Origin of the sequence: Arsukibacterium sp., assembly GCF_018402695.1 — a bacterium.
Lineage (GTDB): Bacteria > Pseudomonadota > Gammaproteobacteria > Enterobacterales > Alteromonadaceae > Alishewanella.
Map to the genome: position 1 here is coordinate 63136 of NZ_JAGYIM010000022.1, position 26303 is coordinate 89438.

40 protein-coding genes are annotated in these 26303 nt (G+C 46.6%); 32 read left to right on the forward strand and 8 right to left on the reverse strand.

Annotated features, from left to right (window positions below):
- Positions 1-93 precede the first annotated feature (93 nt).
- A complete protein-coding gene (locus tag KG631_RS14800; RefSeq protein ID WP_301003871.1) occupies positions 94-1722 on the forward strand; it encodes an endonuclease in 1629 nt (542 codons plus the stop codon).
- Between the two features lie 56 nt (positions 1723-1778).
- On the opposite strand, the gene KG631_RS14805 is transcribed toward KG631_RS14800, so the two are convergent.
- The 4 genes from KG631_RS14805 to KG631_RS14815 form a co-directional block, all read right to left on the reverse strand.
- Positions 1779-2033 (reverse strand): Txe/YoeB family addiction module toxin, encoded by a 255-nt coding sequence (locus KG631_RS14805; RefSeq protein ID WP_214000457.1) that lies wholly within the window; start codon positions 2031-2033, stop codon positions 1779-1781.
- Positions 2030-2275 carry a type II toxin-antitoxin system prevent-host-death family antitoxin gene (locus KG631_RS14810; protein ID WP_301003872.1) on the reverse strand — a complete coding sequence of 82 codons (246 nt, stop codon included), beginning with the start codon at positions 2273-2275 and terminating at the stop codon, positions 2030-2032. The genes KG631_RS14805 and KG631_RS14810 overlap by 4 nt, the downstream gene beginning before the upstream one ends.
- Positions 2276-2375: 100 nt before the next feature.
- Positions 2376-2525, reverse strand: coding sequence for a tyrosine-type recombinase/integrase (locus KG631_RS18985; RefSeq protein WP_301003873.1), 150 nt, complete (start codon positions 2523-2525; stop codon positions 2376-2378).
- Between the two features lie 4 nt (positions 2526-2529).
- Positions 2530-3414 (reverse strand): integron integrase, encoded by an 885-nt coding sequence (locus KG631_RS14815; RefSeq protein ID WP_301003874.1) that lies wholly within the window; start codon positions 3412-3414, stop codon positions 2530-2532.
- 259 nt (positions 3415-3673) lie between these two features.
- On the opposite strand from KG631_RS14815, the gene KG631_RS14820 reads away from it, so the two are divergent.
- From KG631_RS14820 to KG631_RS14925, 22 genes are all read left to right on the forward strand, one after another.
- The gene (locus KG631_RS14820; protein ID WP_214000459.1) at positions 3674-3958 is read left to right on the forward strand and encodes a hypothetical protein; all 285 of its coding nucleotides are present in this window, start codon (positions 3674-3676) and stop codon (positions 3956-3958) included.
- A gap of 115 nt (positions 3959-4073) precedes the next feature.
- Positions 4074-4508 (forward strand): hypothetical protein, encoded by a 435-nt coding sequence (locus KG631_RS14825; RefSeq protein ID WP_214000460.1) that lies wholly within the window; start codon positions 4074-4076, stop codon positions 4506-4508.
- A gap of 72 nt (positions 4509-4580) precedes the next feature.
- A complete protein-coding gene (locus tag KG631_RS14830; RefSeq protein WP_214000461.1) occupies positions 4581-4883 on the forward strand; it encodes a hypothetical protein in 303 nt (100 codons plus the stop codon).
- A 122-nt stretch (positions 4884-5005) separates the two neighbouring features.
- A complete protein-coding gene (locus KG631_RS14835) occupies positions 5006-5272 on the forward strand; it encodes a hypothetical protein (protein WP_214000462.1) in 267 nt (88 codons plus the stop codon).
- Positions 5273-5381: 109 nt separating this feature from the next.
- On the forward strand, positions 5382-5873 hold the full coding sequence (locus KG631_RS14840) for a hypothetical protein (protein ID WP_214000463.1): 492 nt from the start codon (positions 5382-5384) through the stop codon (positions 5871-5873).
- Positions 5866-6294: a hypothetical protein gene (locus KG631_RS14845; protein ID WP_214000464.1), complete on the forward strand. Its 429-nt coding sequence runs from the start codon at positions 5866-5868 to the stop codon at positions 6292-6294. Before KG631_RS14840 ends, KG631_RS14845 begins: the two co-directional genes overlap by 8 nt.
- A 603-nt stretch (positions 6295-6897) precedes the next feature.
- On the forward strand, positions 6898-7290 hold the full coding sequence (locus tag KG631_RS14850) for an ankyrin repeat domain-containing protein (protein WP_214000465.1): 393 nt from the start codon (positions 6898-6900) through the stop codon (positions 7288-7290).
- 88 nt (positions 7291-7378) lie between these two features.
- A complete protein-coding gene (locus tag KG631_RS14855) occupies positions 7379-7684 on the forward strand; it encodes a hypothetical protein (protein ID WP_214000466.1) in 306 nt (101 codons plus the stop codon).
- Positions 7685-7738: 54 nt separating this feature from the next.
- Positions 7739-8125 (forward strand): hypothetical protein, encoded by a 387-nt coding sequence (locus KG631_RS14860; protein ID WP_214000467.1) that lies wholly within the window; start codon positions 7739-7741, stop codon positions 8123-8125.
- Positions 8126-8252: 127 nt separating this feature from the next.
- Positions 8253-8579: a hypothetical protein gene (locus KG631_RS14865; RefSeq protein ID WP_214000468.1), complete on the forward strand. Its 327-nt coding sequence runs from the start codon at positions 8253-8255 to the stop codon at positions 8577-8579.
- A 90-nt stretch (positions 8580-8669) separates the two neighbouring features.
- The gene (locus KG631_RS14870; protein ID WP_214000469.1) at positions 8670-9059 is read left to right on the forward strand and encodes a hypothetical protein; all 390 of its coding nucleotides are present in this window, start codon (positions 8670-8672) and stop codon (positions 9057-9059) included.
- A 77-nt stretch (positions 9060-9136) separates the two neighbouring features.
- Positions 9137-9490 carry a hypothetical protein gene (locus KG631_RS14875; RefSeq protein WP_214000470.1) on the forward strand — a complete coding sequence of 118 codons (354 nt, stop codon included), beginning with the start codon at positions 9137-9139 and terminating at the stop codon, positions 9488-9490.
- 103 nt (positions 9491-9593) lie between these two features.
- Positions 9594-9896 (forward strand): hypothetical protein, encoded by a 303-nt coding sequence (locus tag KG631_RS14880; RefSeq protein WP_214000471.1) that lies wholly within the window; start codon positions 9594-9596, stop codon positions 9894-9896.
- 157 nt (positions 9897-10053) lie between these two features.
- The gene (locus tag KG631_RS14885) at positions 10054-10380 is read left to right on the forward strand and encodes a hypothetical protein (protein WP_214000472.1); all 327 of its coding nucleotides are present in this window, start codon (positions 10054-10056) and stop codon (positions 10378-10380) included.
- Positions 10381-10523: 143 nt separating this feature from the next.
- A complete protein-coding gene (locus tag KG631_RS14890) occupies positions 10524-11171 on the forward strand; it encodes a hypothetical protein (RefSeq protein ID WP_214000473.1) in 648 nt (215 codons plus the stop codon).
- Between the two features lie 110 nt (positions 11172-11281).
- Positions 11282-11863: a tetratricopeptide repeat protein gene (locus KG631_RS14895; protein WP_214000474.1), complete on the forward strand. Its 582-nt coding sequence runs from the start codon at positions 11282-11284 to the stop codon at positions 11861-11863.
- A gap of 100 nt (positions 11864-11963) precedes the next feature.
- Positions 11964-12395: a hypothetical protein gene (locus KG631_RS14900; protein WP_214000475.1), complete on the forward strand. Its 432-nt coding sequence runs from the start codon at positions 11964-11966 to the stop codon at positions 12393-12395.
- Between the two features lie 144 nt (positions 12396-12539).
- Entirely contained in the window at positions 12540-12896 is a 357-nt protein-coding gene (locus tag KG631_RS14905; protein ID WP_214000476.1) for a VOC family protein, read from the forward strand.
- A 138-nt stretch (positions 12897-13034) separates the two neighbouring features.
- Positions 13035-13421, forward strand: a complete 387-nt coding sequence (locus KG631_RS14910) for a hypothetical protein (RefSeq protein ID WP_214000477.1) — start codon at positions 13035-13037, stop codon at positions 13419-13421.
- Between the two features lie 221 nt (positions 13422-13642).
- The gene (locus KG631_RS14915) at positions 13643-14581 is read left to right on the forward strand and encodes a YihY/virulence factor BrkB family protein (RefSeq protein WP_214000478.1); all 939 of its coding nucleotides are present in this window, start codon (positions 13643-13645) and stop codon (positions 14579-14581) included.
- 10 nt (positions 14582-14591) lie between these two features.
- Positions 14592-15044, forward strand: a complete 453-nt coding sequence (locus KG631_RS14920; RefSeq protein WP_214000479.1) for a DUF6194 family protein — start codon at positions 14592-14594, stop codon at positions 15042-15044.
- An 83-nt stretch (positions 15045-15127) separates the two neighbouring features.
- Positions 15128-15475 (forward strand): hypothetical protein, encoded by a 348-nt coding sequence (locus tag KG631_RS14925; RefSeq protein ID WP_214000480.1) that lies wholly within the window; start codon positions 15128-15130, stop codon positions 15473-15475.
- A 23-nt stretch (positions 15476-15498) separates the two neighbouring features.
- Here KG631_RS14925 and KG631_RS19270 read toward each other — a convergent pair whose 3' ends face one another.
- Genes KG631_RS19270 through KG631_RS14940 form a run of 3 tightly spaced genes read right to left on the reverse strand, consistent with a single transcriptional unit; the run spans position 15499 to position 17833 of the window.
- Positions 15499-15666 (reverse strand): hypothetical protein, encoded by a 168-nt coding sequence (locus KG631_RS19270; RefSeq protein ID WP_365869176.1) that lies wholly within the window; start codon positions 15664-15666, stop codon positions 15499-15501.
- A gap of 56 nt (positions 15667-15722) precedes the next feature.
- Positions 15723-17540: an EAL domain-containing protein gene (locus KG631_RS14935; protein ID WP_214000482.1), complete on the reverse strand. Its 1818-nt coding sequence runs from the start codon at positions 17538-17540 to the stop codon at positions 15723-15725.
- Positions 17541-17581: 41 nt separating this feature from the next.
- On the reverse strand, positions 17582-17833 hold the full coding sequence (locus KG631_RS14940; RefSeq protein WP_214000483.1) for a hypothetical protein: 252 nt from the start codon (positions 17831-17833) through the stop codon (positions 17582-17584).
- Between the two features lie 15 nt (positions 17834-17848).
- Here KG631_RS14940 and KG631_RS14945 point away from each other — a divergent pair, with 15 nt between their 5' ends.
- Entirely contained in the window at positions 17849-19486 is a 1638-nt protein-coding gene (locus KG631_RS14945) for a CTP synthase (protein ID WP_214000484.1), read from the forward strand.
- A gap of 59 nt (positions 19487-19545) precedes the next feature.
- Positions 19546-20838, forward strand: a complete 1293-nt coding sequence (eno, locus tag KG631_RS14950) for a phosphopyruvate hydratase (protein WP_214000485.1) — start codon at positions 19546-19548, stop codon at positions 20836-20838.
- Between the two features lie 72 nt (positions 20839-20910).
- On the opposite strand, the gene KG631_RS14955 is transcribed toward eno, so the two are convergent.
- Positions 20911-21429 (reverse strand): DUF1569 domain-containing protein, encoded by a 519-nt coding sequence (locus tag KG631_RS14955; protein ID WP_214000486.1) that lies wholly within the window; start codon positions 21427-21429, stop codon positions 20911-20913.
- A 105-nt stretch (positions 21430-21534) separates the two neighbouring features.
- Here KG631_RS14955 and KG631_RS14960 point away from each other — a divergent pair, with 105 nt between their 5' ends.
- From KG631_RS14960 to KG631_RS14990, 7 genes are all read left to right on the forward strand, one after another.
- A complete protein-coding gene (locus KG631_RS14960; protein WP_214000487.1) occupies positions 21535-22194 on the forward strand; it encodes a hypothetical protein in 660 nt (219 codons plus the stop codon).
- A 101-nt stretch (positions 22195-22295) separates the two neighbouring features.
- Positions 22296-22601: a cell division protein FtsB gene (gene ftsB / locus KG631_RS14965; protein ID WP_214000488.1), complete on the forward strand. Its 306-nt coding sequence runs from the start codon at positions 22296-22298 to the stop codon at positions 22599-22601.
- A complete protein-coding gene (ispD, locus tag KG631_RS14970) occupies positions 22598-23323 on the forward strand; it encodes a 2-C-methyl-D-erythritol 4-phosphate cytidylyltransferase (RefSeq protein WP_214000489.1) in 726 nt (241 codons plus the stop codon). Before ftsB ends, ispD begins: the two co-directional genes overlap by 4 nt.
- Entirely contained in the window at positions 23320-23799 is a 480-nt protein-coding gene (ispF, locus tag KG631_RS14975; RefSeq protein WP_214000490.1) for a 2-C-methyl-D-erythritol 2,4-cyclodiphosphate synthase, read from the forward strand. Before ispD ends, ispF begins: the two co-directional genes overlap by 4 nt.
- Positions 23799-24857: a tRNA pseudouridine(13) synthase TruD gene (locus tag KG631_RS14980; protein WP_214000491.1), complete on the forward strand. Its 1059-nt coding sequence runs from the start codon at positions 23799-23801 to the stop codon at positions 24855-24857. Before ispF ends, KG631_RS14980 begins: the two co-directional genes overlap by 1 nt.
- A 23-nt stretch (positions 24858-24880) precedes the next feature.
- Positions 24881-25633, forward strand: a complete 753-nt coding sequence (gene surE, locus KG631_RS14985; RefSeq protein WP_214000492.1) for a 5'/3'-nucleotidase SurE — start codon at positions 24881-24883, stop codon at positions 25631-25633.
- 2 nt (positions 25634-25635) lie between these two features.
- Entirely contained in the window at positions 25636-26274 is a 639-nt protein-coding gene (locus KG631_RS14990) for a protein-L-isoaspartate(D-aspartate) O-methyltransferase (RefSeq protein WP_214000493.1), read from the forward strand.
- Positions 26275-26303 lie beyond the last annotated feature (29 nt).

A 26303-nucleotide genomic window follows, 5' to 3' on the forward strand; every position in this document is an offset into this window, starting at 1 on the left:
CACTATTGTGCTATTTTTAACCAACAAAACTGCAGTATGGTAGCAGGTAGTGCTGGCAGTCTGGCTGGCATATTACGCCACAGGACTTTTAGTATGACTAATATGAAAACAATCAAAAAGCTAACAGCTTTATTGGGGTTACTGGCAACGCTCAGCGTGCCAGCCCAGGCGACCGTATTAAACGGCGGTTTCGAGCAATGGTCGGGTAATCAGCCTGCCGACTGGGGCTTAATTGACAGCGGTATTAGCGTTAGCCAGTCCACTACAGTGAAATTCAGCGGTAGCAGTGCCGCAGCAGTCAGTGTCAACACAACCAGTCAGGCGAATACCGACTTTCGCCAGCTGGTCAGTGTTAATGCCGGCCAAACCTATAATTTCAGTACGGCGGTGTACCACACCGAAGGCAGTGTCCGGGCTCGCCTATATGTTAATGGCTATCAGGGCTATTCGAATGAGCAACTGACCGGCCAGTGGCAAACGCTCAGTTACCGTTATACGCCAACAAGTAGTGGCACTATTGAAGTGGGTTTACGTTTTTACGACGTGGCCGGTTTTGATGGTGCCGAACGGGTATACGTTGACCAGTTTGAGCCAACCACCAGCCAGTCACCGCCACCAGGCGGCTGCAGTGATAACAGCGCCGAATTTGCGCTGACTACCGATAACTATGGTGGTGAAACCAGCTGGCAGTTGGTATCCGCCAGCAGCGGCACGGTGTACAGCGATGGCAACTTAGCCAGTAATACGCAGTACAGCGAGCAGTGGTGTCTGGCGGCAGGTGATTACACCTTTACTATATTTGACAGCTACGGCGACGGCATTTGTTGTGGTTATGGCAGTGGCAGCTACAGCCTGACCCTGGCGGGTGCATCGGTATTCAGTGGTGGCAGTTTTGGCTCATCGCAAAGCCATAGTTTTAGTGTCGGCAGTGGCGGTGGCGATGATGTCGAGCTGGACGCTTATTATGCTGCGGCTGCAGGCTTAACCGGCTACTCGCTGAAAACCGCGCTGCACAACATTATTAAAGACCATTCGGTGCAGGGTTACAGTGCTATCTGGACGTTTTACAATGTGTACGAGCTGGATAACTATTATGAAAATGATGGTTCGATACTCGATATCTACTCGGAAAAACCGTCTGCAAGCGACAGCTATGTCTATGCGGCCAGCAGTGATCAGTGTGGCAGCTACAACAGCGAAGCCGATTGCTACAACCGCGAACACAGCTTTCCCCGCAGCTGGTTTGGTGGTGCGGTAGAGCCAATGAACTCCGATATTCACCATATTTTTGCGACTGATGGCTTTGTCAATGCCAAGCGCAGCAGTTACCCCTACGGTGACGTAGGCAGTGCCAGTTTTACCTCAAGCAATGGTACCCGGCTGGGCACAGCTGCCACCGGCAGTGGCTACAGTGGTGTGGTGTTTGAGCCAATAGATGAGTTTAAAGGTGATGTAGCGCGGGCTTATTTTTATATGGCAACCCGTTACCAAAACCAAATTGCTGGCTGGCAGAGTAACAGCAGTCAGGCTGACGCCGCTTTAAACGGCAACAGCAGTCAGGTGTTTGAAAGCTGGTTGCTGCAAATACTAAAGCAGTGGCATCAGCTGGACCCGGTAAGCCAGAAAGAGCGTGACCGTAACGACGCGGCCTATCAGTATCAGGGTAACCGCAACCCCTTTATCGACCACCCGCAGTTTGTAACTGAAATCTGGGGTAATTAACAAGCAGCTATCAGGGCGCAGCCAGTAACCAGTTATAACCGGTTACTGGCGTCGCCCTAATAATGATAACGACACTGCACAATAACAATCTGATGGTCTGTCACTTTATAAACCAGCCGATGCTCCCGGTCTATCCGTCGTGACCAATAGCCTGACCAGTTGTGCTTTAACGGCTCGGGGTCGCCGATGCCTGCGAATGGCTGCCTGGCTATCTCTTTAATTAACGTATTAATTCGTTTCAGTGTTTTTTTATCTGTTTGCTGCCAATACAGATAATCTTCCCATGCGGTTTGGGCAAAGGTTAACATCATTCTTTAATTAGCTCTTTTACCAGCAGCTTACCTGATTCGACTTCGGCAATTGCCTGGTTTAAACGTGCCGCATTCTTCGGGCTGGCCATCAGGTAGGCCGTTTCTTCATAAGCCTGAAAGTCTTCAAGGCTGATGAGAACTGCTGGTTTACCGTTTTGGCGGGTGATAAGTACCGGCTTATGGTCGTCGTTAACTTTGTCTAAGGTTGTAGCAAGTTGGGCGCGAAACGCTGAATAACTCATGGTGTCCATTAGTGATATCTCTGTGCTGGCAAATACAGGACATATTGTAGTTGTACTTATACTTGTACGCAATGCAGCGATGGTAAAAGCAGTAACATAACTACAGCAACATTGACAGCGGGCTTTTTACGCCACTGGCACCGCGATTTAAAACATGAGTATAAATTTGGGTGGTGCGAATATCCGCATGACCGAGTTGTTCCTGGACGGTGCGGATATCGGCGCCAGCTTCCAGTAAATGGGTTGTCACAAATTCATCGGGAATGAATTTGAACAGCCGCCGGCTGGCCCGAAGGGTAAAATGCATGGACGCATTTTATAACCGAGTGACGCAGCGTGTGGCAGGTGACATTCTTGCTTATGTTGGCCTTTTTAGCGGCTAGTTTAACTTCGCGCCTTAAGCAGGTTTCATCCAGATGGTGTCTGCGGAGCAACTTGCTATCTGGATCTGTACTCAGTTTTCCTGACGGGAACAAATATTGCCAACCAATTTGTTTTGGTGCCCCGGGGTTTTTGCGGGCCAGGGCATAAGGTAACCAGACACCACTATATTCAGGGTTAGCCAGATCAGCCTGAAAATACTGCAGAACATATTGGCTTTGCTGTTTAAGTGCCGGCACTAATTCTGGCGCTAGTGTCACCCGGCGGTTTTTATTGCCTTTACCTTGCCACACCATCACCGACAAATAATCGTAATCAATATCATGCACCCGTAATCTAACCGCTTCCATCAGCCGCAGCCCACTGCCGTACATTAATTGGGTAAGCAGTTTATATTTAGGGTCGACTACCTTTAACAGCGCATTAATTTCGGCACGGGTTAATACCACGGGTAACTTTGGGGAAAGCTGGGAGCGATTAAAATTTAAATTCAGTGATAGCGGTTGTTGCAACACTTTGCTGTACAGGAAACTCAGTGCATTTAATGCTGTAGCCTGGGTTCGCGGCGCGACGTTGCGCTGATTTACCAAAAAGCTTAAAAACGTCTCTACATCCTGCTCTGTCAGTACCGACGGATGCTGCTTTTTATGATACAGAACGTAAAACTTAATCCAATAAACATAAGCTTCAATGGTTCTTTTTGCGTAACGACGGGCATACATAAATTCAGCAATGTACTGCAAAAATGGCGATGCCATAAGTGATACTCTCTAATAAATGAAAGTGTATAAATATACAGTAGTAGGTGAATTAATTGTTAGCAAGTAAATCGCAAGCTTAAAACACGCTTTCCCCAAGCTGTACCAGATAACCCGCCAGAAATGTGTTGATTTACTGAAAGTTATTGGGTAACTTCATTTTATTTACAAAAGATAGAATGTAATTTACACGTCATGAAAGCGTGGATGTTACAAACTACTAAGCTGTTATGTTGCTTCTTGAATATGGAACGTTTCGATGAAAAGTAAGCTGGAATCAGCTATTGGTACATTTCCTAAATATCTAGCTATTCAGATGTTTTTTATATCATACATCCTTACTATCTATTTTAAGGCTAGTGCGCCTTCGCCTAAAATTTACCAACCTGAAATGGTCTTTTATCTCATGCCTCTTTTAATGGCAATGGTGTTCATTCATCTTGGTTATCTTTCAGTTACTGTACGAAAATTCACGTTAGCTCAGCGTATACAAATTTTAGGAGTGCTCATTTTTTATGGCACTATTTGGTATGTTCTTTTCTAGCACGCAACATAACAAAACAATAAACAACATTCGCTTCGCTCATTGGGAAAAAGCCTCGCTGTCGCTCTGCTTTTCCCGTTATTGTAAGCGTTATGCAGTTTGTTGAGATTCAGTAATGTCAAAAGTTAGCAACCTGAAAAAAGCTGATTTTCTTATCTTGGCAGTACTCGCTTTACTTTTCATTGGATGGTTTATAAACAGCAGAAGTGATTCAAATATCGGTTACATCGATCTGGCAGGTAGTGTTCTTTCCTGCGAAAAAGATAAAAAGTGGTCACATTATTTAGGTTACTTTAGTTTAAATAGCGAACAATACTATACCTTGCAAAAATACAGTTCTTGTGACGCATTTAAAGCGGAAATGGCGGGTAAGTCATTAATGGCAAAGTACTTAAAATCTAATGGTTTAATAGTCGAGTTAAAAAGCGACGATCAGATTTTGTATAATTCGGGCGTTGCCGGATTTGCTTTGGGTTTGGTATTTGCCTGGTTTTTAGCATTTGCGGTAATAAGGTTGCCAGTACGCTGGCTCTTAAAAAAACATGCATAACAAGGCAAGTCAGCATCGCACCTTCGGTGCTGGACTCGCTAACGCTCGCCGCTGCTTGGGGCGTTATATGCTATGAGTGATTCGAATATCTACTATCAACTCGAGAAATTGAGAGCACGCTTTGATGGCATAGCTGTGGAATCCATAGAGCAAGAACTTGAGTGCGCACAATTTGAGTCACTACAAATTGACGGAATAGTATTTCAGTCGTCTGCGTGGCTGGATCAAGTTGGAGATGAAAAGTTACTTATTTTCCAACTCCAACAGTCAGGTTTATTCATAAGCAAAAGCTATTGTATTGGAATCAAATATTCTGACAACCTGGGTGCAGTTCATTTAACAAATAAACAGCTTTGGGAAATGGGTATTCCATAGATGGAAGCATATAACAAGTTACTGAATTTCGTTCCGGCCACAAACAGCGTGGCCTCCACTGGACTGCCTACGCTGCGCTGCGGCAGCCAATTAGCAAAGCGTTTTAAGCCATGGGGAACACAGTGAAATCATCGCTATTTCAAATAGGCACTTTGTTGCTCATTTTTGGTGCGCTTTTTTTAACGATTCCAGCAGTACCTTCTGTAGATGCTGGGCATAATTATGATTCGTTCCCGAATCCAACTTTGTTTATTGGTCTGCTGTGTGTTGCTATTGCAGCAGGAATAAGCATCAGAAAACTTGGCTTTCCGAAATTATTTTGGGTTTTCTTTGCGTCGTTATATGTCGTTTTTTCATTGGGTATCCACGCAAGAGTTTGGTGGTTTTAATGGCTTATAACAAGTTGCTTAATTTCGTTCCGGCCACAAACAACGCTGCCTCCACTGGACTGCCTACGCTACGCTGCGGCAGCCAATTAGCAAAGCGTTAGGGCACTCTATGAGAACATTGCTCCTGTTAGCTCTTGCAATAATCAGTGCTGATTTGCTTGCTTCTGTCACAGAATGCGAAATTGCTGACTTTGATGGAGCTCAGGCAAGCTATGTTTCTCAGCTTTATAATAAGGCTGACGTCGTTATAGAGCTTGGAAATATGATCGAAGTTTTGGATGACTTGAGCAAGTACGAGGTTACAGGGGTTTGGAAAGGTGAGGTCGGAGAGCACATTTATTTAAAGTTTAGTTATGAGCTGAATACAGTCTTCTTTGGCAAACGAATCGAACCAAATGTTTTAGAAGATGCGGCTTATCCGATCCATCGATGCCTTTATATTAAAGACGTTCTCTCGTCTGAATATGGAAAGCCAAAAATGCCTTCATCAACTTTCTTTAACCTGAATCACGCGTCATCGTTATTAATTTGGTCTGCATTGTTTTCACTATTGGCATTGTGCGGACTAAATGTTTACTTATATAAGTGGATCAATGCCTAACAAGTTACTTAATTTCGTTCCGGCCACAAAAAGAGTGGCCTCCACGGGACTGCCTACGCTGCGCTGCGGCAGCCCATTAGTAATGCGTTATATTTTTTTGGAGATTTCTACCTCAATGAAATTTAAATGGATCTTTGCTTCTTTAATAATTATTTCTGGTTGCAGTACTACTTCGAATTTGAATGAAGATTTTTGTGTAAAAAATGAATGTTCAAAACAAACTCAAGTTGCTTTTGAAAAGTTTAAAAAGCATAAAAACTATAAAGCGTTTGCATTCGGCAAAAGCGAAAATGGAGAAGTTTTTGGATTTTCGTATGACTATAAGTCACAAAAAGCTGCCAACATGCGAGCGTTACTTGAATGTCAAAACAGAGTTGATGCTTTAAAAGCGGATGTAAAGTGTGTTGTAATCAAAAAGTAAAAATATAACAAGCGCATCAACTTGACAAATACTTGTTGGCTTCTGCGCTGCGCTTCGGTTTATAGCCAACCAATATTTGCCCGTTATGCGAGCGTTATGTGCTTAGGTTGTCATGAGCGTCGAAAATAGAGTTTTTAAATGAACACACGCGACTACTTGCTAGCTTTATTTGACATTCATTCGGGCTCACTTCCGATAAGAATTGCCTCAGATGAATTTATTTCTCGTGAATTACTCTCGGAGCTAATTCTAAAAGGCTACGTTAGCACGACAATGCAGGCACCTGACAAATCGGTTTTTATGAATCTTTCGCTTACAGAGAGTGGTAAAAGTATGCTCTCTGAATTAAGGAAAATGAACCCTGAATTATCTAAAACACTACCATTCAGAAAATACAGAGCAATAATAATGAATATAATATATTTTGTTATTACATTGTTCGTTATGGAGTTTTTTTTCAGAGTGCTTCGTGGTGGCCAGTAGTCTCAAACTCGCACATAACAAACCGCAGCACTCGCTCCCGCTGGTCGCTGGGACGCCCGCTACGCGGTCTGTCGCCCGTGTGCGGGGCGTTATATTTGCATTCAGCATCGAGGTTAAATTTTGAATCAAAAGGAATTGAATGATGCATTAATTCAGGCGGCTGACTGTGACGTCGAATCAGCTCGAGAGTTGCTTGCGGCTGGAGCAAATCCAAATGGCATGCCTTTAATTATGGCAATTCAGTGTGGTGCTGAGGACATTGTTTCTCTTTTCATAAAAGCTGGTGTTGATCTGAATTCTAGTTATTCTGATACAACACCTCTAATCAGAGCAGTCACTGCAGGTTACCCAAATATAGTAAAATTGCTTATCGTTCACGGAGCTAAACCTGACTTTACAGATACCACTGGAAAAACAGCGAAAAAAAGGCTATCTGAATGTTCTATGCCCCGTTTAAATGAACACAATAGAAATTTAATTACCGAGTACCTAAGTGGTGCAGAACAAATATAACAATCGCCATCAAAAACGCGCCCTTTGGGCGCTCGACTCGCAACAAGTTGCTCGCGTTTGTGGCGGGCGTTATGTGTAAGGATGCTTCGTGAAGACTGTAGTTTTATACGGATTTGAAGGTGAGTTTGTTGGTGGTAATGAATACGATTACAACCATCCTGAATTACATCATGTCCATAAATGCCTATTATTTTTGGCTCAGGACAGTGAACATCCGGATTTTGAATTCGCGACTACAGAATGCTCAAAGTTTGGCTTTGCCAACTTGAAAAATCTCACTGGTAAGCCGTTAAAGGTTGATGTGCTGAATACCGACAAATTTAGCGGTTTTGCCGGGTTTTACGAAGAAGCTTTAAACGAGGGTAGCTCAATTGTTTACTACCCAAACACATAACAAACCGCGTCATTCGGGGCCTGCGGCCCCTGCTGGCGGCGTTAGGTAAAAATCGTGAAATCACAACTCGATATTCATCCATATACAGAATGGTTTGTAGAAAACCTGCAGTACAAAGACAATTTGTTGGTGATTACAGTCGAAGAAAGTCCCAAGATGGCTGGGAATATAAATTCGCCAAAAAGGTATCTTATTATTTTTAACGACGCCTTAACCTTTCAGAAATATGAAGAAGCAGATCATTTTGAAAACTATTCAGAAAATAGAACCGTTGGCGTAATTGGAAAATACTCTCATTCTATACTTATTGAATTTTACAAGACGAAAACGATGTTGTTCGAGCTTATCCCAGGAAAAATAGAGCATTATTCGCTGATAACTTCAAACGAATGTTTTCACGTGTTAACGAGATTAGAACCACAAATTGTCAATGTTACCTAACAAAAAGTTCAACGCGGACACAGTAACCTTCGCTTCGTTCATGCGCATGCACTTCGTGCATTTTTGCGCAACACTACGCTCCCGGTTACTGTGCCGGTTAACTTGGCGTTATGCGAAAAGGTAATTCATGATTAGCGAACCTGAAAAACCAAAAAATTATAACAGGGACTACGCCGTAATATGCGTATTGGCAATACTTATTGCCGCCGTTCTAATTTACTTTCAAGTCCAATACGTAACCGTCCTCATTCCTGTTGCCCTTGTAACCATTGCTCCGTTGTTTTGGTTCCGTGATTACCATAAGGCACAGAAAGCATACTTAGACAAAAAAAACAAAGCTAAAAATACGGAACAGTGCGAATACCAAAGCGATGTAAATCAAAATATTGCAAATTATGTTGCGACACAGCGTCTAAAAAGGGCGAATAAAAAATGGTGGCAGTTTTGGGTTTAGATGCGCATAACAATCGCCATCAAAAACGCGCCCTCTCGGCGCTCGACTCGCAACAAGTTGCTCGCGTTTGTGGCGGGCGTTAGCTGAACTATGAAAGATTCAACCAAGTTAGCCATTTCTAAATTCCTCTTGGCAGATTTATTTGTCGGTTTGCCTTTATATATTGCTCTTTTTGCTTGGTTGCAAAAAAATGCGCTGTCTTTTAGCAACTTTAATGATCTCAAGTTAGCTCTTGAATTAGGTGTATTGTTAACGACCTTAAGTGCAATTATTGGTGTATTTTTTTTGGTTCCGTTTTGGGTGCTGGCTAAAAGGTTTAAGTTTGCTTCTTATCCGAGCATTGTGTTTTTCAGTGTGCTGCCATCGTTTTTACTGTATCTGAACGAAAGTAAACAATTTTACTTGTACTCTTTGGCAATTAGTGCGGCAATCGGGTTAAGTTTCTTTAAGATGAGCAAATCAATTAATGTCAGCAGCTAACAAGGCAAGTCAGCATCGCACCTTCGGTGCTGGACTCGCTAAAGCTCAACGCTGCTTGCGGCGTTAAGTTTGTAAGGATGCATCAAATCAAGATTCTTATCGCAAAGGCATCAATTGTTCTTTTGGTATTATTATCTCTTTGGAGCGCCACACTCGTTTACGCAAAGCTCAGGGATAGCGCTTCCATAGCTGTAGCTCAGCAATATATTGATGCACTAGAAAATTACATAAGTGTCAAAGGTAGCTATCCAAAATCACTGGATAAATTACAGCTCTCGGTAAACAACAAAGTGCTTGGTTTTTTACCCTCTAATAAGATTATTTACAAAAAAAATGAAAATGCATACATCATTTACTACAAGCAATTTCCATTAGGGCCTGGCCATGTGTATTCCAGCCAAAGCAAAAAGTGGTACTTTGATGAAATATAAAAACTTAACAAGTTTAGCCAGCATCGCCCACGGAAAAGCATCCGTGGGCTGGACTCGCTACGCTCGCCGCTGCTAAATGCGTTATGTTTTTCGAGAATAACCGATGAATTTAGGCGAATGGGATTCAGCCGTTTTTAAAAGCGTGAGCATACCAGCTATTTTGGTGCTGCTTTACGCTGTTTACGAAACGGGGCTTCCGCTTGATTTAGATTCTATTGCCGGGCTCGGCACCTTCGCCATGTTGTTTATTGGGGTGTATCTGGCAATTTCTTTGGTTGGCTGGCTAATAATTGGTTTTCCTGTTCACTGGTTAATTTGTGTTGGCCAGCAGTGGCGGCTGGTTTATGTATGTTGCTGCCGCTATCCTATTTTCTGGTCTACTATTCTTGGTTTTTGGGGTAGTTGAGGTCGCGGCAATATATCGTTTTTTCGCTTTAGTTCAGGCGGTGTTGTTTAAATATTATGCTTATAAATAACCACAAACATAATAAACCGCGTCATTCGGGGCCTTCGGCGACGCTTACAAGTTCGCGCGAATGCGCGGGGCGTTATACGGACTTAATATGATCGAGCCGACAAAGCCACCATCGTTTATTTATAAACAAGCGATCTTAATAGCCATATGCATGCTGTATATGCTAGGGGTATTCGCCCTGGCTTTGAAGTACCCTAGTTACAACTCTATGTTCATATTGTCTTTTTCATTTGTAGCGGCACTACAACACTGGATATTGCCTAACGTTCTGTACAACAAAGAAGAAAAATTATATTTGAAGGCAAAAAAGATATGTGACGCAAAACAGAGTGAACAAAAAGTTGTTCTAGCCCACAAATTGCAGAATGGCGATGTAAACAAAAATATCGAAAACTACTTAAAAAGAAGAAAATAATTTGGTTTTTGGCCTGTATAATAAGTTGCTAAATTTCGCTCCGGCTACAAACCGCGTGGCCTCAACGGGACTGCCTAAACTCCGCTGCGGCGGCCCATGAGTAATGCGTTAGCGCAAACATTAGTAAAAGGAAGTGCATAAAAATGAAAAGAATCTGCCTCGTATTATTTTGTTCACTCGCTGCTTTGATAACCAGTGGTTGTGTGACAAGTCCTATTGTCATTGAAAAAATGAAGATAGAGGAATCAAAGCATAAGCTCTCGCAAAGAGTATTATTGGTGACTGACGGGGAGTTTTTGTCTTTTAAACACAATGAAAAGCAATTAGGTACAAGCTTTGAGTACGATCTTGGTTTTTATCTCAAGAATGCGATTCACGATTCATTAAAATCAGTGTTTGAAGCAGTTGCGCAAACAGACACAAGCTCAATGAATGACAAATTTGATTTAGTTATCAAACCGACTGTACTCTCTTTTTCTGCGCCTGTGCCTGCATTAGTAGTTATGCGCACTAAAACCGAAGTGACAATTCGATATGAGGTTATTCCGCAGGCGCCTCTAAAATCATATTTTATAACGTCTACAGGTACTTATGAGTTGCTGGATGATCAAGATAAAAAAGTATACAACTCTTTAACTGGTCGGGATATATACACTTACAACGCTTCAACTAATTTTGGTATGGCTATACCCAACTATTCATATGAAGCTGGGAAAGATGCATATATGGCGGTTTATCATGCACTTAGAGATCTAAACTCTCAATTATTGGCAGAGCTCGCGAGTAGCTAATAAATTGCTTAATTTCGTTCCGGCTACAAACGGCGTGGTCTCCGCTGGACTGCCTACGCTGCACTGCGGCGGCTCATTAGTAACGCGCTATGATTCTAAGGGAGTTCAGGTTGACTGATTTAGATAAATTTAAAAGTTTTGTTGCTTCAATTTCTGAAAAAGACATCAGTGACGATGAGTTACTTCAAAAGTCTAACGAGTTCTTCGTTGAAAATTGTAGTGAAATAGATGCAGAGTTCGTAAATACGCTTTTATCAGCCAAAGCGGAAGGTACCAATATCGGACTGGAGTTAATGGAAAGTTATGCCTATAAGGGCTCTCCTGCGGCTCAACTTGCAATTGGTGTTCTAAAACTCGAAGGTAAAGGAATAGCGAAAAATGTTACTGAAGCTATTTTTTGGTTAAAGAGAGCTTACATAGGGAAAAATCCGAAATCAGGTCTTATGCTGTCGGCTGTTTACGCAAATGGTTTGGGGGTAACTGAAAATATGGTTAAAGCCAGGGAGTATCTTAAAGGCTCTGCTGATATGGGTGTTCCCAAAGCACAATATCACTATGCAGGCATGCTGATTGATGGTGATGGCGGTTCTATCGACGAAGAAACAGCAATAGACTATATGTTCATGGCTGCTAACAATGGGTACGAAGATGCCGTCACATTCTTAAGAGATAATGACTTAATCGAAACATAACGAACAAATATTGTCGCCAGCAAAAATCGCTGGCTGCGACGTCAACCGACTGTTTAGCTTTTCGCGCTAAATTTGGGTGTTAGTTTTATAGGGAGAATTGATGCAATCTACAATTAAGAGAATGTTATTTAATTTTGGCGGCTATTCTTTTTGGGTTGTGCTGGTTTGCTGGGGATTTTTATTTCTTCTTCTGAAGAGTTGTCAAACGGTCTGTCATCATACTGTTGTAAATACTGTTTCGTCACCAAATGGTGAGCAAGTGGCAGAAATAAGCATCGGCGATTGCGGCGGGGCCACCACTGACTTTTTTGGTAGTGTTGATGTGACAAGTAACAATTCGAGGCTTAGTGCTGAAAAATTATTTACCTTTGCAGGTCGTCCAGAAGAAACGGGCCTTGAAGTATATTGGGTTAATGACAACGAACTTGTCATCAGTGTCTCAGATCTTTATAAAGCTCGAAGCATTAATCCTAATGGCAGAAAAAGTGCCGATTTAAAAGTAAGTTATCGGTATCGTGAGAGACAAAACTAACAAACAAATATTATCGATACTGTCCTGCATGGCAGGGAAGCATTCGCGCGTACCAAAATTAAATATTTTGCTTTTGCATTCTTTATTTTATCTGCATTATTTCAATTCACAGTGCAATCCACAGTACAAGGCAAGGAAAAGCATATGGCAGGGCCAGCACAAAACGGTGTTCTTATTTACTCTGGTGATTTGGCCAACTTATCAGCGTTTTATGAAAAACTTTTCGGTATGCGTGTTGTTCGTAAAACCAATGATTTTATCAGCCTGGAAACGAATGGTTTTAACTTAATCATTCATGTTCCACCTTTCAATATGCCGGATAAAGCGTTTAGCCCTGTTAAGCTTTTCCTCACAGTGGCTGACATGGCTATTGCAAGAGAGCAAGCTGTTAAATTTGGCGGTCAGGCATTCGAGGGTGAGTGGAGCAATCCTGTATTTAAAGTTTCAAACATCGCAGATCGAGACGGCAACCATATTCAATTACGTCAGTTCAATACCTAAATAAGAGTAAGTTGGCGGTCTTCGTAAATGGATAAAGCCCATAACAGGCCGCTGTTGTGCTACTGTCGTTGCCGGGAAAGCTTACGCTGTACTTCAGCTGGCCCGAACCCGCAGCGTTAAAAATATACGGAGGATCAGGTGAAAGATTTATCAGCCAAGCAGTGGTTTTGGACTTTACTAATTGTTATGCCAGTTACATTTTACGTGGTGGAGCTTTTCACAGGCGAGGCCCAGCCGAGCATATTATCTGTTGTATCCTATATACTCTCGTCAGTTTTGGGGGTTTTACTGGGTTATGTGCTATTCACTAAAGGCCTGGTTAAAATCAGTCACTTTAACGGGTTCAAGTTATTAGCATTCATTATCATCATGGCACTGGTAATTGGGCTGTCGCTGCTGATTAGTTTCCTTGGCATAAATCAGTTGGGTATTCTGATTTTTAAGACGGTAATCATATCATTCAGCTCAGCAGCGATTGTTTTTGCTTTTGGCTGCAAGCAGCAAGAACCTGAGAGGAGTCTATGAAGTTTGCTAAGTGCCTTGCAGCCTGAGCCAACGATTGTCCAAAATAATGTGTGTTAGCCATTATTGTTATTGTTTAACCATCACCGCTTAATAACTAAAACGGCCTTGTAATATAAGCGGCTGTGGCGGATAAAGGTTGAGTTTTATGTAAGCTGGCATGGCTGAATTTCTGGCTGCCGTGTAACGCCCCAGACAAATTCAGGACTGAGGTATTTTTCAGAATGGTTTCTAAAATCTACAACAAACTCCCCGCCGCAGTGCAGCACTGGCTGGGTATTTTCGGGGCGGCAATTAAAAACTGGCTGGGCAGTCAGGCCTTTATTTATGCCGCCGCGCTGGCGTTTTTCACCGTGTTCTCTATTGCGCCGATTCTGGTGGTGGTGGTGGCGCTGGTCGGGCTGATTATTGGTGAAAAGGCTGTGCAGGGGCAGCTGTTTGCGCAGCTGGAAGGCACACTGGGTTCGGAAGCCGCTGGTGTGGTGCAGACGGCAGTGGTTAATTCGCAAATTGACCAAAGTGGCATCTGGCCGGCGTTGATTGGGATTGTTGCCACCATTGTTGGCGCTACTACGGTTTTCGCCCAGATGCAGCAGTCGCTGAATCAGATCTGGGACGTTGCGCCGCGCCCCTCTAAAAGTAACCTGTGGATCTTTATCAAAAGCCGCTTGCTGTCACTGACCATTATCCTGGCCATAGGCTTTATTTTGCTGGTTTCGCTGCTATTGTCTGTGGCCTTGCGCAGCGTGATGGCCTATGCCGAAGGCTGGCTGCCGGTGCCAGGCTGGGTAATGGTGGGGATGGAGTTAGTGCTGTCGCTGCTGGTGATTACCCTGCTATTTGCGGCGATGTTTAAAATTCTGCCTGATGTACTGCTGTCGTGGCGCGACGTGTTACTTGGTGCCTTTATCACTGCTGTACTTTTCACCGCAGGCCGCTCTCTTATTTCCATCTATCTGGCCTATACCGCCACCGCATCGGCCTATGGTGCTGCCGGTTCTCTGGCATTGCTGCTTTTGTGGGTAAACTACTCTTCAATGATTCTGCTGTTCGGCGCCGCCTTTACCCGGGCGCACCTCGAAGGCCGGGGCAAGAGCATACGCCCCAAGAGCACAGCGGTGCGGGTGCATCGGGAATTGATTGATGATGTAGCGCATAAATAAGGATCATAAGGTGGATAAACAGGATGTTGCAGCGTATATTCTGGGCCGGTATGCGGGTTTAGTGGCAGTGGAAGCTTGGGGTGAACAGTCGTTCTTTTATAACCCTGATAAAGCGCTGCCACGCGGCGTCTATTTTGCTACCGTTAAAGACAAAGATGGGGATAATGACCAGGCCTCCCGCCTTGGCCGTGATGGGGTGTTCCGCTTTAATTTTGGGATCAGTAACGCATCGTATAAAAAAGTACTGGGGCAACGGCCCGCCAGACCTGTTGCCGGTGGTGTAGTGAGTACCGGCCATGATTTCAGCCAGTTTAATACTCTGTTGCCACACCCGGTTTACGCCTGGATGTCATGGGTATGTGTTGTAAATCCGGACGGCGCCATGATGCAGCAGCTGACGCCGTTGCTGGATGAGTCCTATGCGCTGGTGGTGGAAAAGTATACTAAGCGGATAAAGAAATAGACAAAGCGCTGGCTAAAATGGATTGCTTACGCCACGGGAGAACCGGCGTAATCTTCAGGTGTGATAAACAGAGGAAAGATAGAGTGAATAAAATTTATATTGGTTTACTGGCCGGCTTAACATTTGGTGTATCTGCAAACGCCTATAAAAGCGAGATTGTAGAGGTATCAATCAAAGTAGATGAGGGAAAACAAACTTTTCGCCTGGTGTGCAAGCCCAAAATGGTCAGATCTGAACTGCCTGCTAACTGGGTTGACTCCTGTAATGGTATAGGTGAAAAGCTGTTGGAGTTAGCAGTGGAAAACGGAATGAAGCTCAACGTTGTTGCTAAGCCTTTTGGAAAAGCAGGCGATCTGGCTCAGAAAACCACCGCTGAACTGCCAGAAAACGTTATGCCGACAGAGATCATCAGCCCCGAATTTGGCGGTTGAAATGCTTTGCTTCGCGGATGGCATCAGGCAAAAGCTCTGACGCCGATTAATACCTGATGCAGATAGACAGCATATACGAAATATAGAAACACGCCGGTGAATAATGCCAGCATATCGCGACTGTTTCGCGCTGGCTGTGCGCTAAAACCTGTAGCGCTATCCTCGCGCTGGCAATAGATAAAACCGGCCACAGCCCTGATTAAAAAACTGCCAAACAACTGGATATCAGCCAGGGTGCCAATTAAAACTAAAGATACGATGACAGGAGATATCGGGTTAGTGCCTCTGCTGACATTGGTCTGGCGTAACGATAGCCCTGGGCAAGTCGGTAACCAAGTTGCAGCAAAAATTGTTCTTGCTGTTCGGTCTCGACACCTTCGGCGATAAGGTCCATATTCAGCTGAGACGCTAATGACGCCATTGAAGATACAACGGCGGCGCCTGCGCCATCCGGGCAGTCACTGACAAAGCCCCGGTCGACCTTCAATGAGTCAAACGGCAGCCGGATAACCCGGTTCATTGACGAATGACCGGTGCCAAAGTCATCTATTGCCAGGGTAAAGCCGGCCTGATGCAATTTATTAAGTGTTTGGTTAACGTCTGTGAAGTGCGTTTCCAACGCCCCTTCAGTAATTTCCAGTTTAATCTGGCTGCAGGCAATACCTGATTGCTGAGCCCGGGCCACCAGTTTATCAGCCAGCAGAGGGTCACTAAGCTGTACCGGCGACAGATTAACAGATATCCAAAGTGCCTGGTCGTGTTGCTGCCAACTGGCCAGATCGCGACAGGCAGTATTGAACACCCACAGCCCGAGCTCATGAATAATGCCGATCTCTTCTGCCACCGGAATGAACCGGTCGGGTCCGATCGGCAATTTATCTTCTCTGGGCCAGCGGATCAGTGCTTCAGCTCCCACCACCTTACCTTGTTCAGCGATATCAACAATAGGCTGATAATGAAGCAGAAACGCTTTTTCTATGGCGGCCTCTCTTAGCTCTGTTTCAATACTGATTCGTTCGCGAAACGCCGAGAACTCCTCAGCGGAGAAGCGCCGGGCCTGGTTGCCGCCAAGTTCACGGCTGCCCAGCGATGCGGCTGAAGCAGCATCAACCACATGATAAACGGCGGAATGATGATTCATCAGCGCCAGTCCCAATGACGCCGTGATATTGGCTTTTTGCGTACCTATTACTATTGGCCGGGCAATGGCGGCAAGGACCTGATTAGCTTTATCATCTAACCAGTTATTAAGGGTAATGCTATCCTCGCTTTGTCGGCCAATGTGGATCAAAATAAAATTATTGCCATCGCCGCGCCCCAGATAAACATCCGGTCCCAGCAAGTTACTTAAACGCTGCGCCACTGTGCGCACCACTGTCAGCCCGCCTTGTTGGCCAAAAGTGCGAAGTACCAGACTCATCCGGTCAAGCCGCACTTTAATTACAGCCGTGGCAGCCTGCGGGCCGGCGTTATCCAGTAAACGTTGTCCTTCACGAATAACAGTAGCCCGGTTAGGCAACCCCGTGGCCGCGTCAAAATCTGTCGCAGTGTGCAGTGCCTGCTCTGTGCGCTGATAGCGCACGCGTAGCTCCATCACTTCGGTGATTAGCGCTGCAAATTCCTGAAACAGCTTTTGCTGCGGCGCACTGAGCTTGCCTCGTGGTTGCATATCAATCAGGCAAACGGTACCTATGGTATAGCCATCACTGGTAATGAGTGGCATACCGGCATAAAAACGCAGGTGAGGCGCGCCGGTAACAATAGCCAGGTTACGGGTGCGCTCATCTTCCCGTAAATCCGGAATAACCATAAGCTGATTTGTTTCTAGAATAAACTGGCAGACACTCTGATCCCGGGGGCAGGCAAATTGCTCGCCTGCAAACGCCTTCACCCACTGCGTTGCATCGTCAAGCAGGTGAATACCAACGTTAGGTACATTAAAAAAATCTGCCACCATTCTGACAATACGATCAAAAGGTTGCTCATAGCCGGAATTAACAATATGTAGCCGCTCAAGGGCGTTTAACCGTGCGCTCTCCAAATTGACAACATTACTTTCGGACATCATTTTCCTCCGGGTAAACTGTTCCGAAATAATCTCTGTTGTTAAAAAATAGCACAATTTGCAATATCTGGTTTTGGGCCGCCGGCCATAGTGCTTTCAGCTTGTGATTGATTTGCAGATAAAAAAACATTGGGCAGGCAGGGTATTGCTGATTTACATTGAGTGGCTGGCAAGCCTTTGCTATACTTTCCGCCCGTCCTGATACCAATTCTTGCACACCCGCAGTAGCCCAGTGTTAACCCACCGGCGGCCTGGTGTTGTTGCGATGTTGGTATTTCTTTATTGATTAACATTGTCTCAGGGGTCTCATGACTACAAGATATATCTTTGTGACGGGTGGCGTGGTTTCCTCCTTAGGTAAAGGCATTGCCGCCGCATCGCTGGCTGCGATTCTGGAAGCGCGTGGCTTAAAGGTTACCATCCTCAAACTTGACCCCTACATTAACGTCGACCCTGGCACCATGAGCCCGATTCAGCACGGTGAAGTATTTGTCACCGAAGACGGTGCTGAAACCGATCTCGACCTTGGCCATTACGAGCGGTTTATCCGCACCAAAATGACCAAACTGAATAATTTTACCCAGGGCCGGGTTTACGCTGAAGTGCTGCGTAAAGAGCGCCGTGGTGATTATTTAGGCGCTACTATTCAGGTGATACCGCATATTACCAATGAAATAAAGAACCGGGTGGTGCGCGGCGCTGAAGGCTACGATATTGCTATTGTGGAAATTGGTGGCACCGTCGGCGATATTGAATCGCTGCCATTTTTAGAAGCGATTCGCCAACTGGGTACTGAAGTGGGCCGCGAGCGCACCTTATTTATGCACCTGACCCTGGTGCCGTACTTAGGCACTGCCGGTGAAATTAAAACCAAACCTACCCAGCACTCGGTAAAAGAGCTGCGCTCTATCGGTATTCAGCCGGATATTCTGGTATGTCGCTCCGACCGGGCGATCCCGGCGAACGAGCGCGCTAAAATTGCTTTATTTACCAATGTTGAAGAAAAAGCCGTTATCTCGTTAAAAGACGTCTCGAGCATTTATCAAATTCCGGCATTGCTGAAATCGCAAAGCCTGGATGATTTAGTTTGCCGGCGTTTCCATATTGAAGCACCGGAAGCCGACTTAGCAGAGTGGGAACAGGTACTGTATCAGGAGTCGAACCCAACGGGCGAGATTACCATCGGCATGGTGGGTAAATATGTTGAATTGCCCGATGCGTATAAGTCAGTCAACGAAGCGCTGGGCCATGCCGGCCTGAAAAACCGGGTTAGTGTGAATATTAAATATGTTGACTCCCAGGATGTGGAAAGCAAAGGCGTCGGTATTCTGGCAGGCTTAGACGGCATTCTGGTGCCTGGCGGTTTTGGTGAGCGAGGCATAGAGGGTAAAATACTGGCGGCGCAACATGCCCGCGAGCAGGGCGTTCCTTATTTAGGTATTTGCCTGGGTATGCAGGTAGCATTAATTGATTACGCCCGTAATGTGGCTGGCATGGCCGGTGCCCACTCTACCGAATTTAACAAAGATACCGCTTACCCGGTTGTTGGTTTAATTACTGAATGGCTGGATGCCGCAGGCTCAGTGGAAACCCGTTCAGATAAATCTGACTTAGGTGGCACGATGCGCCTGGGCAGCCAGAACTGTAACCTTATTGATAATACCAAAGCCCGCGAGATTTATGGCAAAGCAGTTATTCAGGAGCGGCATCGTCACCGCTATGAAGTGAATAACAACTTACGGCCAAAACTAGAAGAGGCGGGGTTAGTGGTATCGGGCTTATCGGCTGATAACCAACTGGTTGAGATGATTGAAATTCCGTCTCACCCGTTTTTTGTTGCCGGCCAGTTTCACCCGGAATTTAACTCGACCCCACGTGATGGTCACCCGCTGTTTCAGGCGTTTGTCGCTGCGGCGTACAAATTTCAGAAAAAGCAACGCGTATAACTTTTGCTAAGCCGGGTGGATATCCCGGCTTTTTCGTTTTAGAACAGGGGATTGATAGCATGTCTGAGATTGTAAAAATTATTGCCCGTGAAATTATGGACTCACGCGGTAACCCAACGGTTGAAGCCGATGTGTATTTAGCCAGTGGTGCAATGGGCCGCGGTTGTGCGCCATCAGGTGCCTCTACCGGTTCGCGCGAAGCGTTAGAGCTGCGCGACGGTGATAAAAGTCGTTATCTGGGTAAAGGCGTGACTAAAGCGGTGGCCAATATTGATGGCCCTATTCAGGCGGCACTAACGGGTAAAAATGCCTATCAGCAAGCTGAAATTGACCAGATCATGATCGATTTAGATGGCACTGACACTAAAAGCAAACTGGGCGCCAATGCCATACTGGCGGTGTCACTAGCGGTGGCCCGTGCTGCAGCAGCTGATAAAAAAATCCCGTTGTACCAGCATATTGCTGATTTAAATGGTACCCCGGGCCAGTATTCAATGCCGGTACCGATGATGAATATTATCAACGGTGGCGAGCACGCCGATAACAACGTTGATATTCAGGAATTTATGGTACAGCCGGTTGGCGCCAAAACCTTTGCTGAAGCGCTTAGAATGGGCGCGGAAATTTTCCACAGCCTGAAAAAAGAGCTGCAAAAGCGTGGCCTGAATACGGCAGTGGGTGATGAAGGTGGTTTTGCACCGGATCTGAAGTCAAACGAAGAAGCGCTGACCGTTATCGTCGAAGCGGTGAAAACTGCGGGTTATGAAATGAACAAAGATGTGACGCTGGCGCTGGACTGTGCCGCGACAGAGTTCTATAAAGACGGCAAGTACGTGTTAGGCGGCGAGAATAAGAGCTTTGATTCATTCGGCTTTAACGACTATTTAGCCGGCTTAACCCAGCGTTATCCGATTGTGTCAATTGAAGATGGCCTGGACGAAAGTGACTGGGACGGCTGGAAAGACTTAACCAACAAAATTGGCAGCAAAGTGCAGCTGGTGGGCGATGATTTATTTGTCACCAATACCAAAATTTTAAGCCGCGGTATTGAGCAGGGCATTGCTAACTCTATTCTAATCAAGTTTAACCAGATAGGTTCGTTAACCGAAACCCTGGCTGCGATTAAAATGGCCAAAGATGCTGGCTTTACTGCCGTTATTTCGCACCGTAGTGGCGAAACCGAAGATGCCTTTATTGCTGATTTAGCCGTAGGTACTGCCGCTGGTCAGATTAAAACCGGTTCGCTGTGTCGTTCTGATCGGGTTGCCAAATATAACCAGTTACTGCGTATTGAGCAGGAATTAGGAAGCAAAGCCCCGTACAAAGGCCGCAGCGAAATTAAAGGCCAGTAAGCCCTTATTCGCATTAGTAGCAATATACAAAGCCACCGCAAGGTGGCTTTGTTGTTTTTGGTGCTAACAGCTTTAGCTGATGCTGATTTGCGCTAAATGGCTTTGCAAGTGTAGGTTGTGAACACTGTAGTATTGTGCTTTGGTCAGGTTGCCAAAGGCAAAATGAGGCTGCAGCTGGCCTCGCCAGTCCATAAATTGCTGTACATTATAAATTAATTCCCGCAGGGCAACATCATTAGGTAAGCCGGGCTCAAGGGCGGGCGCGCCAGGGATCGGTTCATCCAGCGGATGATGCAACTTACCTGTTGCGGCAAAAGCATTGACCGCCAGTTTGCCAATGCTGTATTGGAACAACGGTGAGCGGGCTTGTGGATAGCCATAAATTGAATAGCTGATACTCTGGGCGCAATGTTGCAAGATCTGGCTGACATTCCAGACGCCGCTGCTGGTTAAGCGCTCAGGTGGCAACGCTTTAAGTTGCACCAGAATGTCTGATAAAGGGTATTGGCGCAGGGTGGCAACCAACTTGGATGTCAGTACCAGAGCTACCGGTGTCAGCACACTGGCTTTAATAAATTGACGACGGTTCATACGCTTTTGCTGTAACGCTTGTTGGATAGCGTAAACTAGCATTTTTTAGGGGGTGGCTGCTACTTTTGCTTTTACAAGCTGCAGCCGATTGGCTAACATCAGCGGATGATTGAACCCCTGAGCAACCAGCCACATTTCTGGCAGGTATCCAGCGATAACCAGACTTATACCGAGCTTTGCAATGCTTTGTATGAGCGCGAGCTGCTGCGCCTGGCAAACATCAGCCCGGAGCAACTGCCGTCATTGCAAAAGCGGCTGGCAGCCCTGCCTTTCTATATCCGCCGGGCTGCCGCCAATATCGTTACCTACCGTACTGAGTTGCAGCTGGACAGCCAGAATGCGTCCTGGTTTCATAAGCAGCTTGCCCGCTGCCCGGCGCGCAAACAGCAGGCCGACCCGATTGCCAATTTCTACTTAAAAGCAGCCAAACCCGGGCTGATTGTGCCGGTGTACATTGAACAGCTTACCCTGGAGCAGATTGTGCTGGACAGTGTGGATGAGGTCGACAGCAGTGGTGAGCGCTTACATTGCAACGAACATGGCTGGTTTAGTTTTAATGGCACGCCGTTACAAAACGACAATGCCAGTAAGTTTTTATTAAAACCGAACAAAGCTATTGTTACTGCTGCCAGCTGTGGCCATCAGTGGTTAAATAACGATAAAAAAGCGCCCAGAGTGTTGAGTTTACGGGAGTTATTGCTAACCAGTCGCTTAAACTGGCAGAACTTTGCCAAACCTTATCAGGCCAGCCGTGAGCTTAAATAAGCTGAAAACGCCTAACTTTTCGTGTTACCGCGGCAATTAGGGCTTTGCAGCGCGGTAACAAGCCAGCATAATAACGCTATGTCTCTAACAGATCCTGGCATATGCGACTGCTAACCGGAATATTGCTAATTTTATTTTGCCTGCTGCAATATCGCTTGTGGTTTGGTCAGTATAGTGTGACCGACTATTTACAACGGCTGGACGAAATTGCGACCCAACGTGCCAGCAATCTGGAATTGCAGAAACGTAACCGGATGCTGATGGCCGATGTAACCGATTTACAACAGGGGCTGGAGGCCATTGAAGAACGGGCTCGCAATGAGTTGGGTTTAATTGGTGAAGACGAAGTTTTCTTCCGGATAGTGCAAACTGAAGGTCAGCAGGTTCCGGCAAAGGGTAAACCATGACCAAGCCGCTTGACCTGACAATTGCCGCCGTGATCCCCGCCGCTGGCGTTGGTAAACGAATGCAGGCGGCTATTCCAAAACAGTATTTAACCCTTAGTGACAAAACCATTCTCGAGCACAGTGTTGGCCGGATCACTGGCCATCCGCAGGTTGCCGCGTTGTGGCTGGCGCTGGATAAAACCGATCCTTATTTTGCGGCAACACCATTGGCTACCATGGCCATCGAGCGGGTTAATGGTGGCGCTGAGCGGGTGCATTCAGTATTACAGGCGCTGCAGCAAATAGATGCCCAACGTTACCCCTGGGTGTTAGTGCATGATGCAGCCCGGCCGCTTATCCGCGAGGCGGATATCACCCTGCTGATTAGCCGTTGCCTGCAGGCAAACCAGGGCGGCATCCTGGCCTGTCCGGTGCGCGACACCATGAAACGCGGTCGGGTATGCGCCACTGGTAACCTGGTGACTGAAACCGTCGAGCGTGAACAGCTTTGGCATGCGCTGACGCCGCAGTTTTTCCCTACCATGCAACTTCGGCTGGCGATACAGCAGGCCCTGGCGGCGGGTGTTACCATTACCGATGAAGCGTCAGCAATGGAGTGGGCCGGCCAACCGGTATTGCTGGTAGAGGGGCAGCCAGACAATATTAAAATTACCCGCCCGGCTGACCTGACGCTCGCCGCCTGTTTTCTTGAACAACAACAACTGGAGCAGCCAACAACATGAATTTTCGGATAGGTCACGGTTTTGATGTCCATGCTTTTGGCGGCACCGGCCCGGTAACCCTGGCGGGTGTTAGAATTGAATATAGTCAGGGTTTAGTGGCGCACTCGGACGGCGATGTGGTGTTGCACGCGGTGGCCGATGCCTTATTGGGTGCGTTAGCACTGGGCGATATTGGCCATCACTTCCCTGACAACGACCCGGCGTTTAAAGGTATTGATAGCCGGATTTTACTACGCAAAGTATTCGCCGAGGTCAGCAAAGCGGGTTATCAGTTAAATAATCTGGATGTAACTATTATGGCGCAGGCCCCTAAAATGGCGCCGCATATCAGTGCTATGCGTCAGTGCCTGGCAAGTGACTTAGCCGCTGAGATCAGCCAGATCAATGTGAAAGCGACCACCACGGAGCAACTGGGATTTGTCGGGCGCAAAGAAGGCATTGCGGCTGAAGCCGTCGTATTGTTGGTTCAGCGTTAATGAATGCGGACTATAGCGCCGATTTTGCCAACTGGTATTATTTGTATGGTAAGCCTGCTGTTACCGCCACTATTCGCAGCACGCCTGAGGATTTTATTGTCGATGAGCAGCTGAATTTTCAGCCCAGTGGGAGTGGTGAGCACCTGCTGCTACAAATTGAAAAGCGTGGCCAGAACACCCAGTACATTGCCAGGCAGTTAGCCCGGCTTACCGGCCTTAGAATGCGTGATATCAGCTATGCCGGCTTAAAAGACCGTCATGCACTGACCCGGCAGTGGTTTTGTTTTAAATGGCCCATTAAGCAGGAACTTGACTGGCAGGCGTGGCAAATAGAAGACAGTCAAATACTGCAGGTAGTGCGCCACTACCGCAAATTACGGCTGGGGGCGTTAAAAGCCAACCATTTCCAGCTGACCCTGACCGATGTTAGCGAGCCCGAATTGCTGCTGAAGCGATTGCAACTGATTAAAAACGGCGTGCCCAACTACTATGGTGAGCAGCGGTTTGGTCGCGGTGGTGGTAACCTGGCATTGGCTGACAGTTTGTTTGCCGGCGAGCGGATAAGCGATCGTCAAATCCGTGGCCTGGCATTGTCGGCCAGTCGCTCTTATCTGTTTAATGCCGTGCTATCGCAGCGGATTGCTCAGGGTTTATTTAACCAGGTGCTGGACGGTGATATTCTGCAGTTAGATGGCAGTGGCTCAATTTTTCAGGTAACCCAAGCTGACAGCACATTGCAGCAGCGCCTGCTCGATGGTGACGTACATCCAACGGCACCGCTGGTCGGGCTGGACGGTGCGCAGGTAACTCAGCAGGCCGCAGCATTGGAGCAGAAGGCACTGGCTGAGCATCAGCCATGGTGTCAGGGTCTGGTTGAGTACCGGCTGCAGGGGGCGCGGCGTAGCATCAGATTAGTGCCGCATCAACTTAGTGCGGTAATAAAAGGGAATAGCGTTACCTTAAGTTTTGCTTTGCCGGCGGGTTGTTTTGCCACCAGTGTCCTGCGAGAATTAGCACGTTACCGGGATGGCAGCCGACCATTGGCTGAACTGGAGTAACGCTGGGTGAAAATGGAGTAGTTATGCGAATTTTATTAAGCAATGATGACGGCGTGTACGCCAAAGGCATTCAGGTACTGCAGCAGGCGCTATGCCAGATAGCTGAAGTGACTACCGTTGGCCCGGACCGCAATTGCAGTGGCGCTAGCAACTCTTTGACTTTACTGAATCCACTGCGTACGCAGACACTCGATAATGGCTTTACCGCGGTCAGTGGCACCCCGACTGATTGTGTCCATCTGGCAATTAGTCAGTTGCTGGATTTCACCCCCGATTTAGTGGTTGCCGGCATTAATCATGGCGCTAATTTAGGCGACGATGTGCTGTACTCGGGTACCGTTGCTGCCGCAACCGAGGGCCGTCATCTGGGGTTGCCCGCTATTGCTGTGTCATTGGCTGGCCGGAACGAGGAGCATTTTGCCACTGCAGCCCATGTTACGGTAGAAGTCATAAAAAAGCTGAAGTCGCATCCATTGCCCGCTGATCAAATTTTAAATATTAATGTGCCTGCTATTGCCCTTAGCGAGTTAAAAGGCATTATGGTTACCCGGCTTGGCCGGCGGCATAAAGCAGAAACCATGAGCAGTGATACCGACCCCTGGGGCCGGAAAATATACTGGTATGGCTCATTGGGGCCAGAGCTGGATGCCGGCGAGGGTACTGATTTTTATGCGATAGCTAATGGCTATGCGTCTATTACGCCGCTGCATGTCGATATGTCGGCCTATAAAAGTATGGATACACTGGAGCAATGGTTAGCGGGGATCAGGTTGTAATTATGGCAGTAGCAACAGCCCGCAGTGCAGCGGTATTAGCACAAAAATTACGCAGCGAAGGTATCACCGACGATGCGGTATTACAGGCGGTATCCCAGGTGCCCCGGCACCTGTTTGTCGAAGCCGTGCTGGCCCACAAAGCTTATGAAAATACCGCCCTGCCAATTGGCCAGGGCCAGACCATTTCCCAGCCGTACATAGTAGCGCGGATGACCCAGCTGTTGCTGCAGGGCAAAGCACCGGGCAAGGTATTGGAAATAGGTACTGGTTCGGGCTATCAGACCGCTATTCTGGCGCATTTGTTTAGTCATGTCTGCTCGGTCGAGCGGATTAAAGCGCTGCAGTTTCAGGCCAAGCGCCGGTTGCAGCAGCTCGATTTACACAATGTGTCAATGAAGCATGGTGACGGCTGGCTGGGCTGGCCCAGTAAGGCCCCTTTTGACAGTATTATTGTCACGGCGGCGCCGGTTGAAGTGCCGGCGGCCTTGTTACAGCAGTTAACGGATGGTGGCCGGCTGGTTATTCCGGTGGGTGTTAAAGAACAGGTGCTGCGGGTGTATCAGCGCAATGCTGACACCTTTAGCAGTCAGGATATTGAAGCAGTGCGCTTTGTGCCACTGGTCCCGGGCGAATTAGGTTAACAGCGCAGCAGCAAGAGGCCACAAAAAGG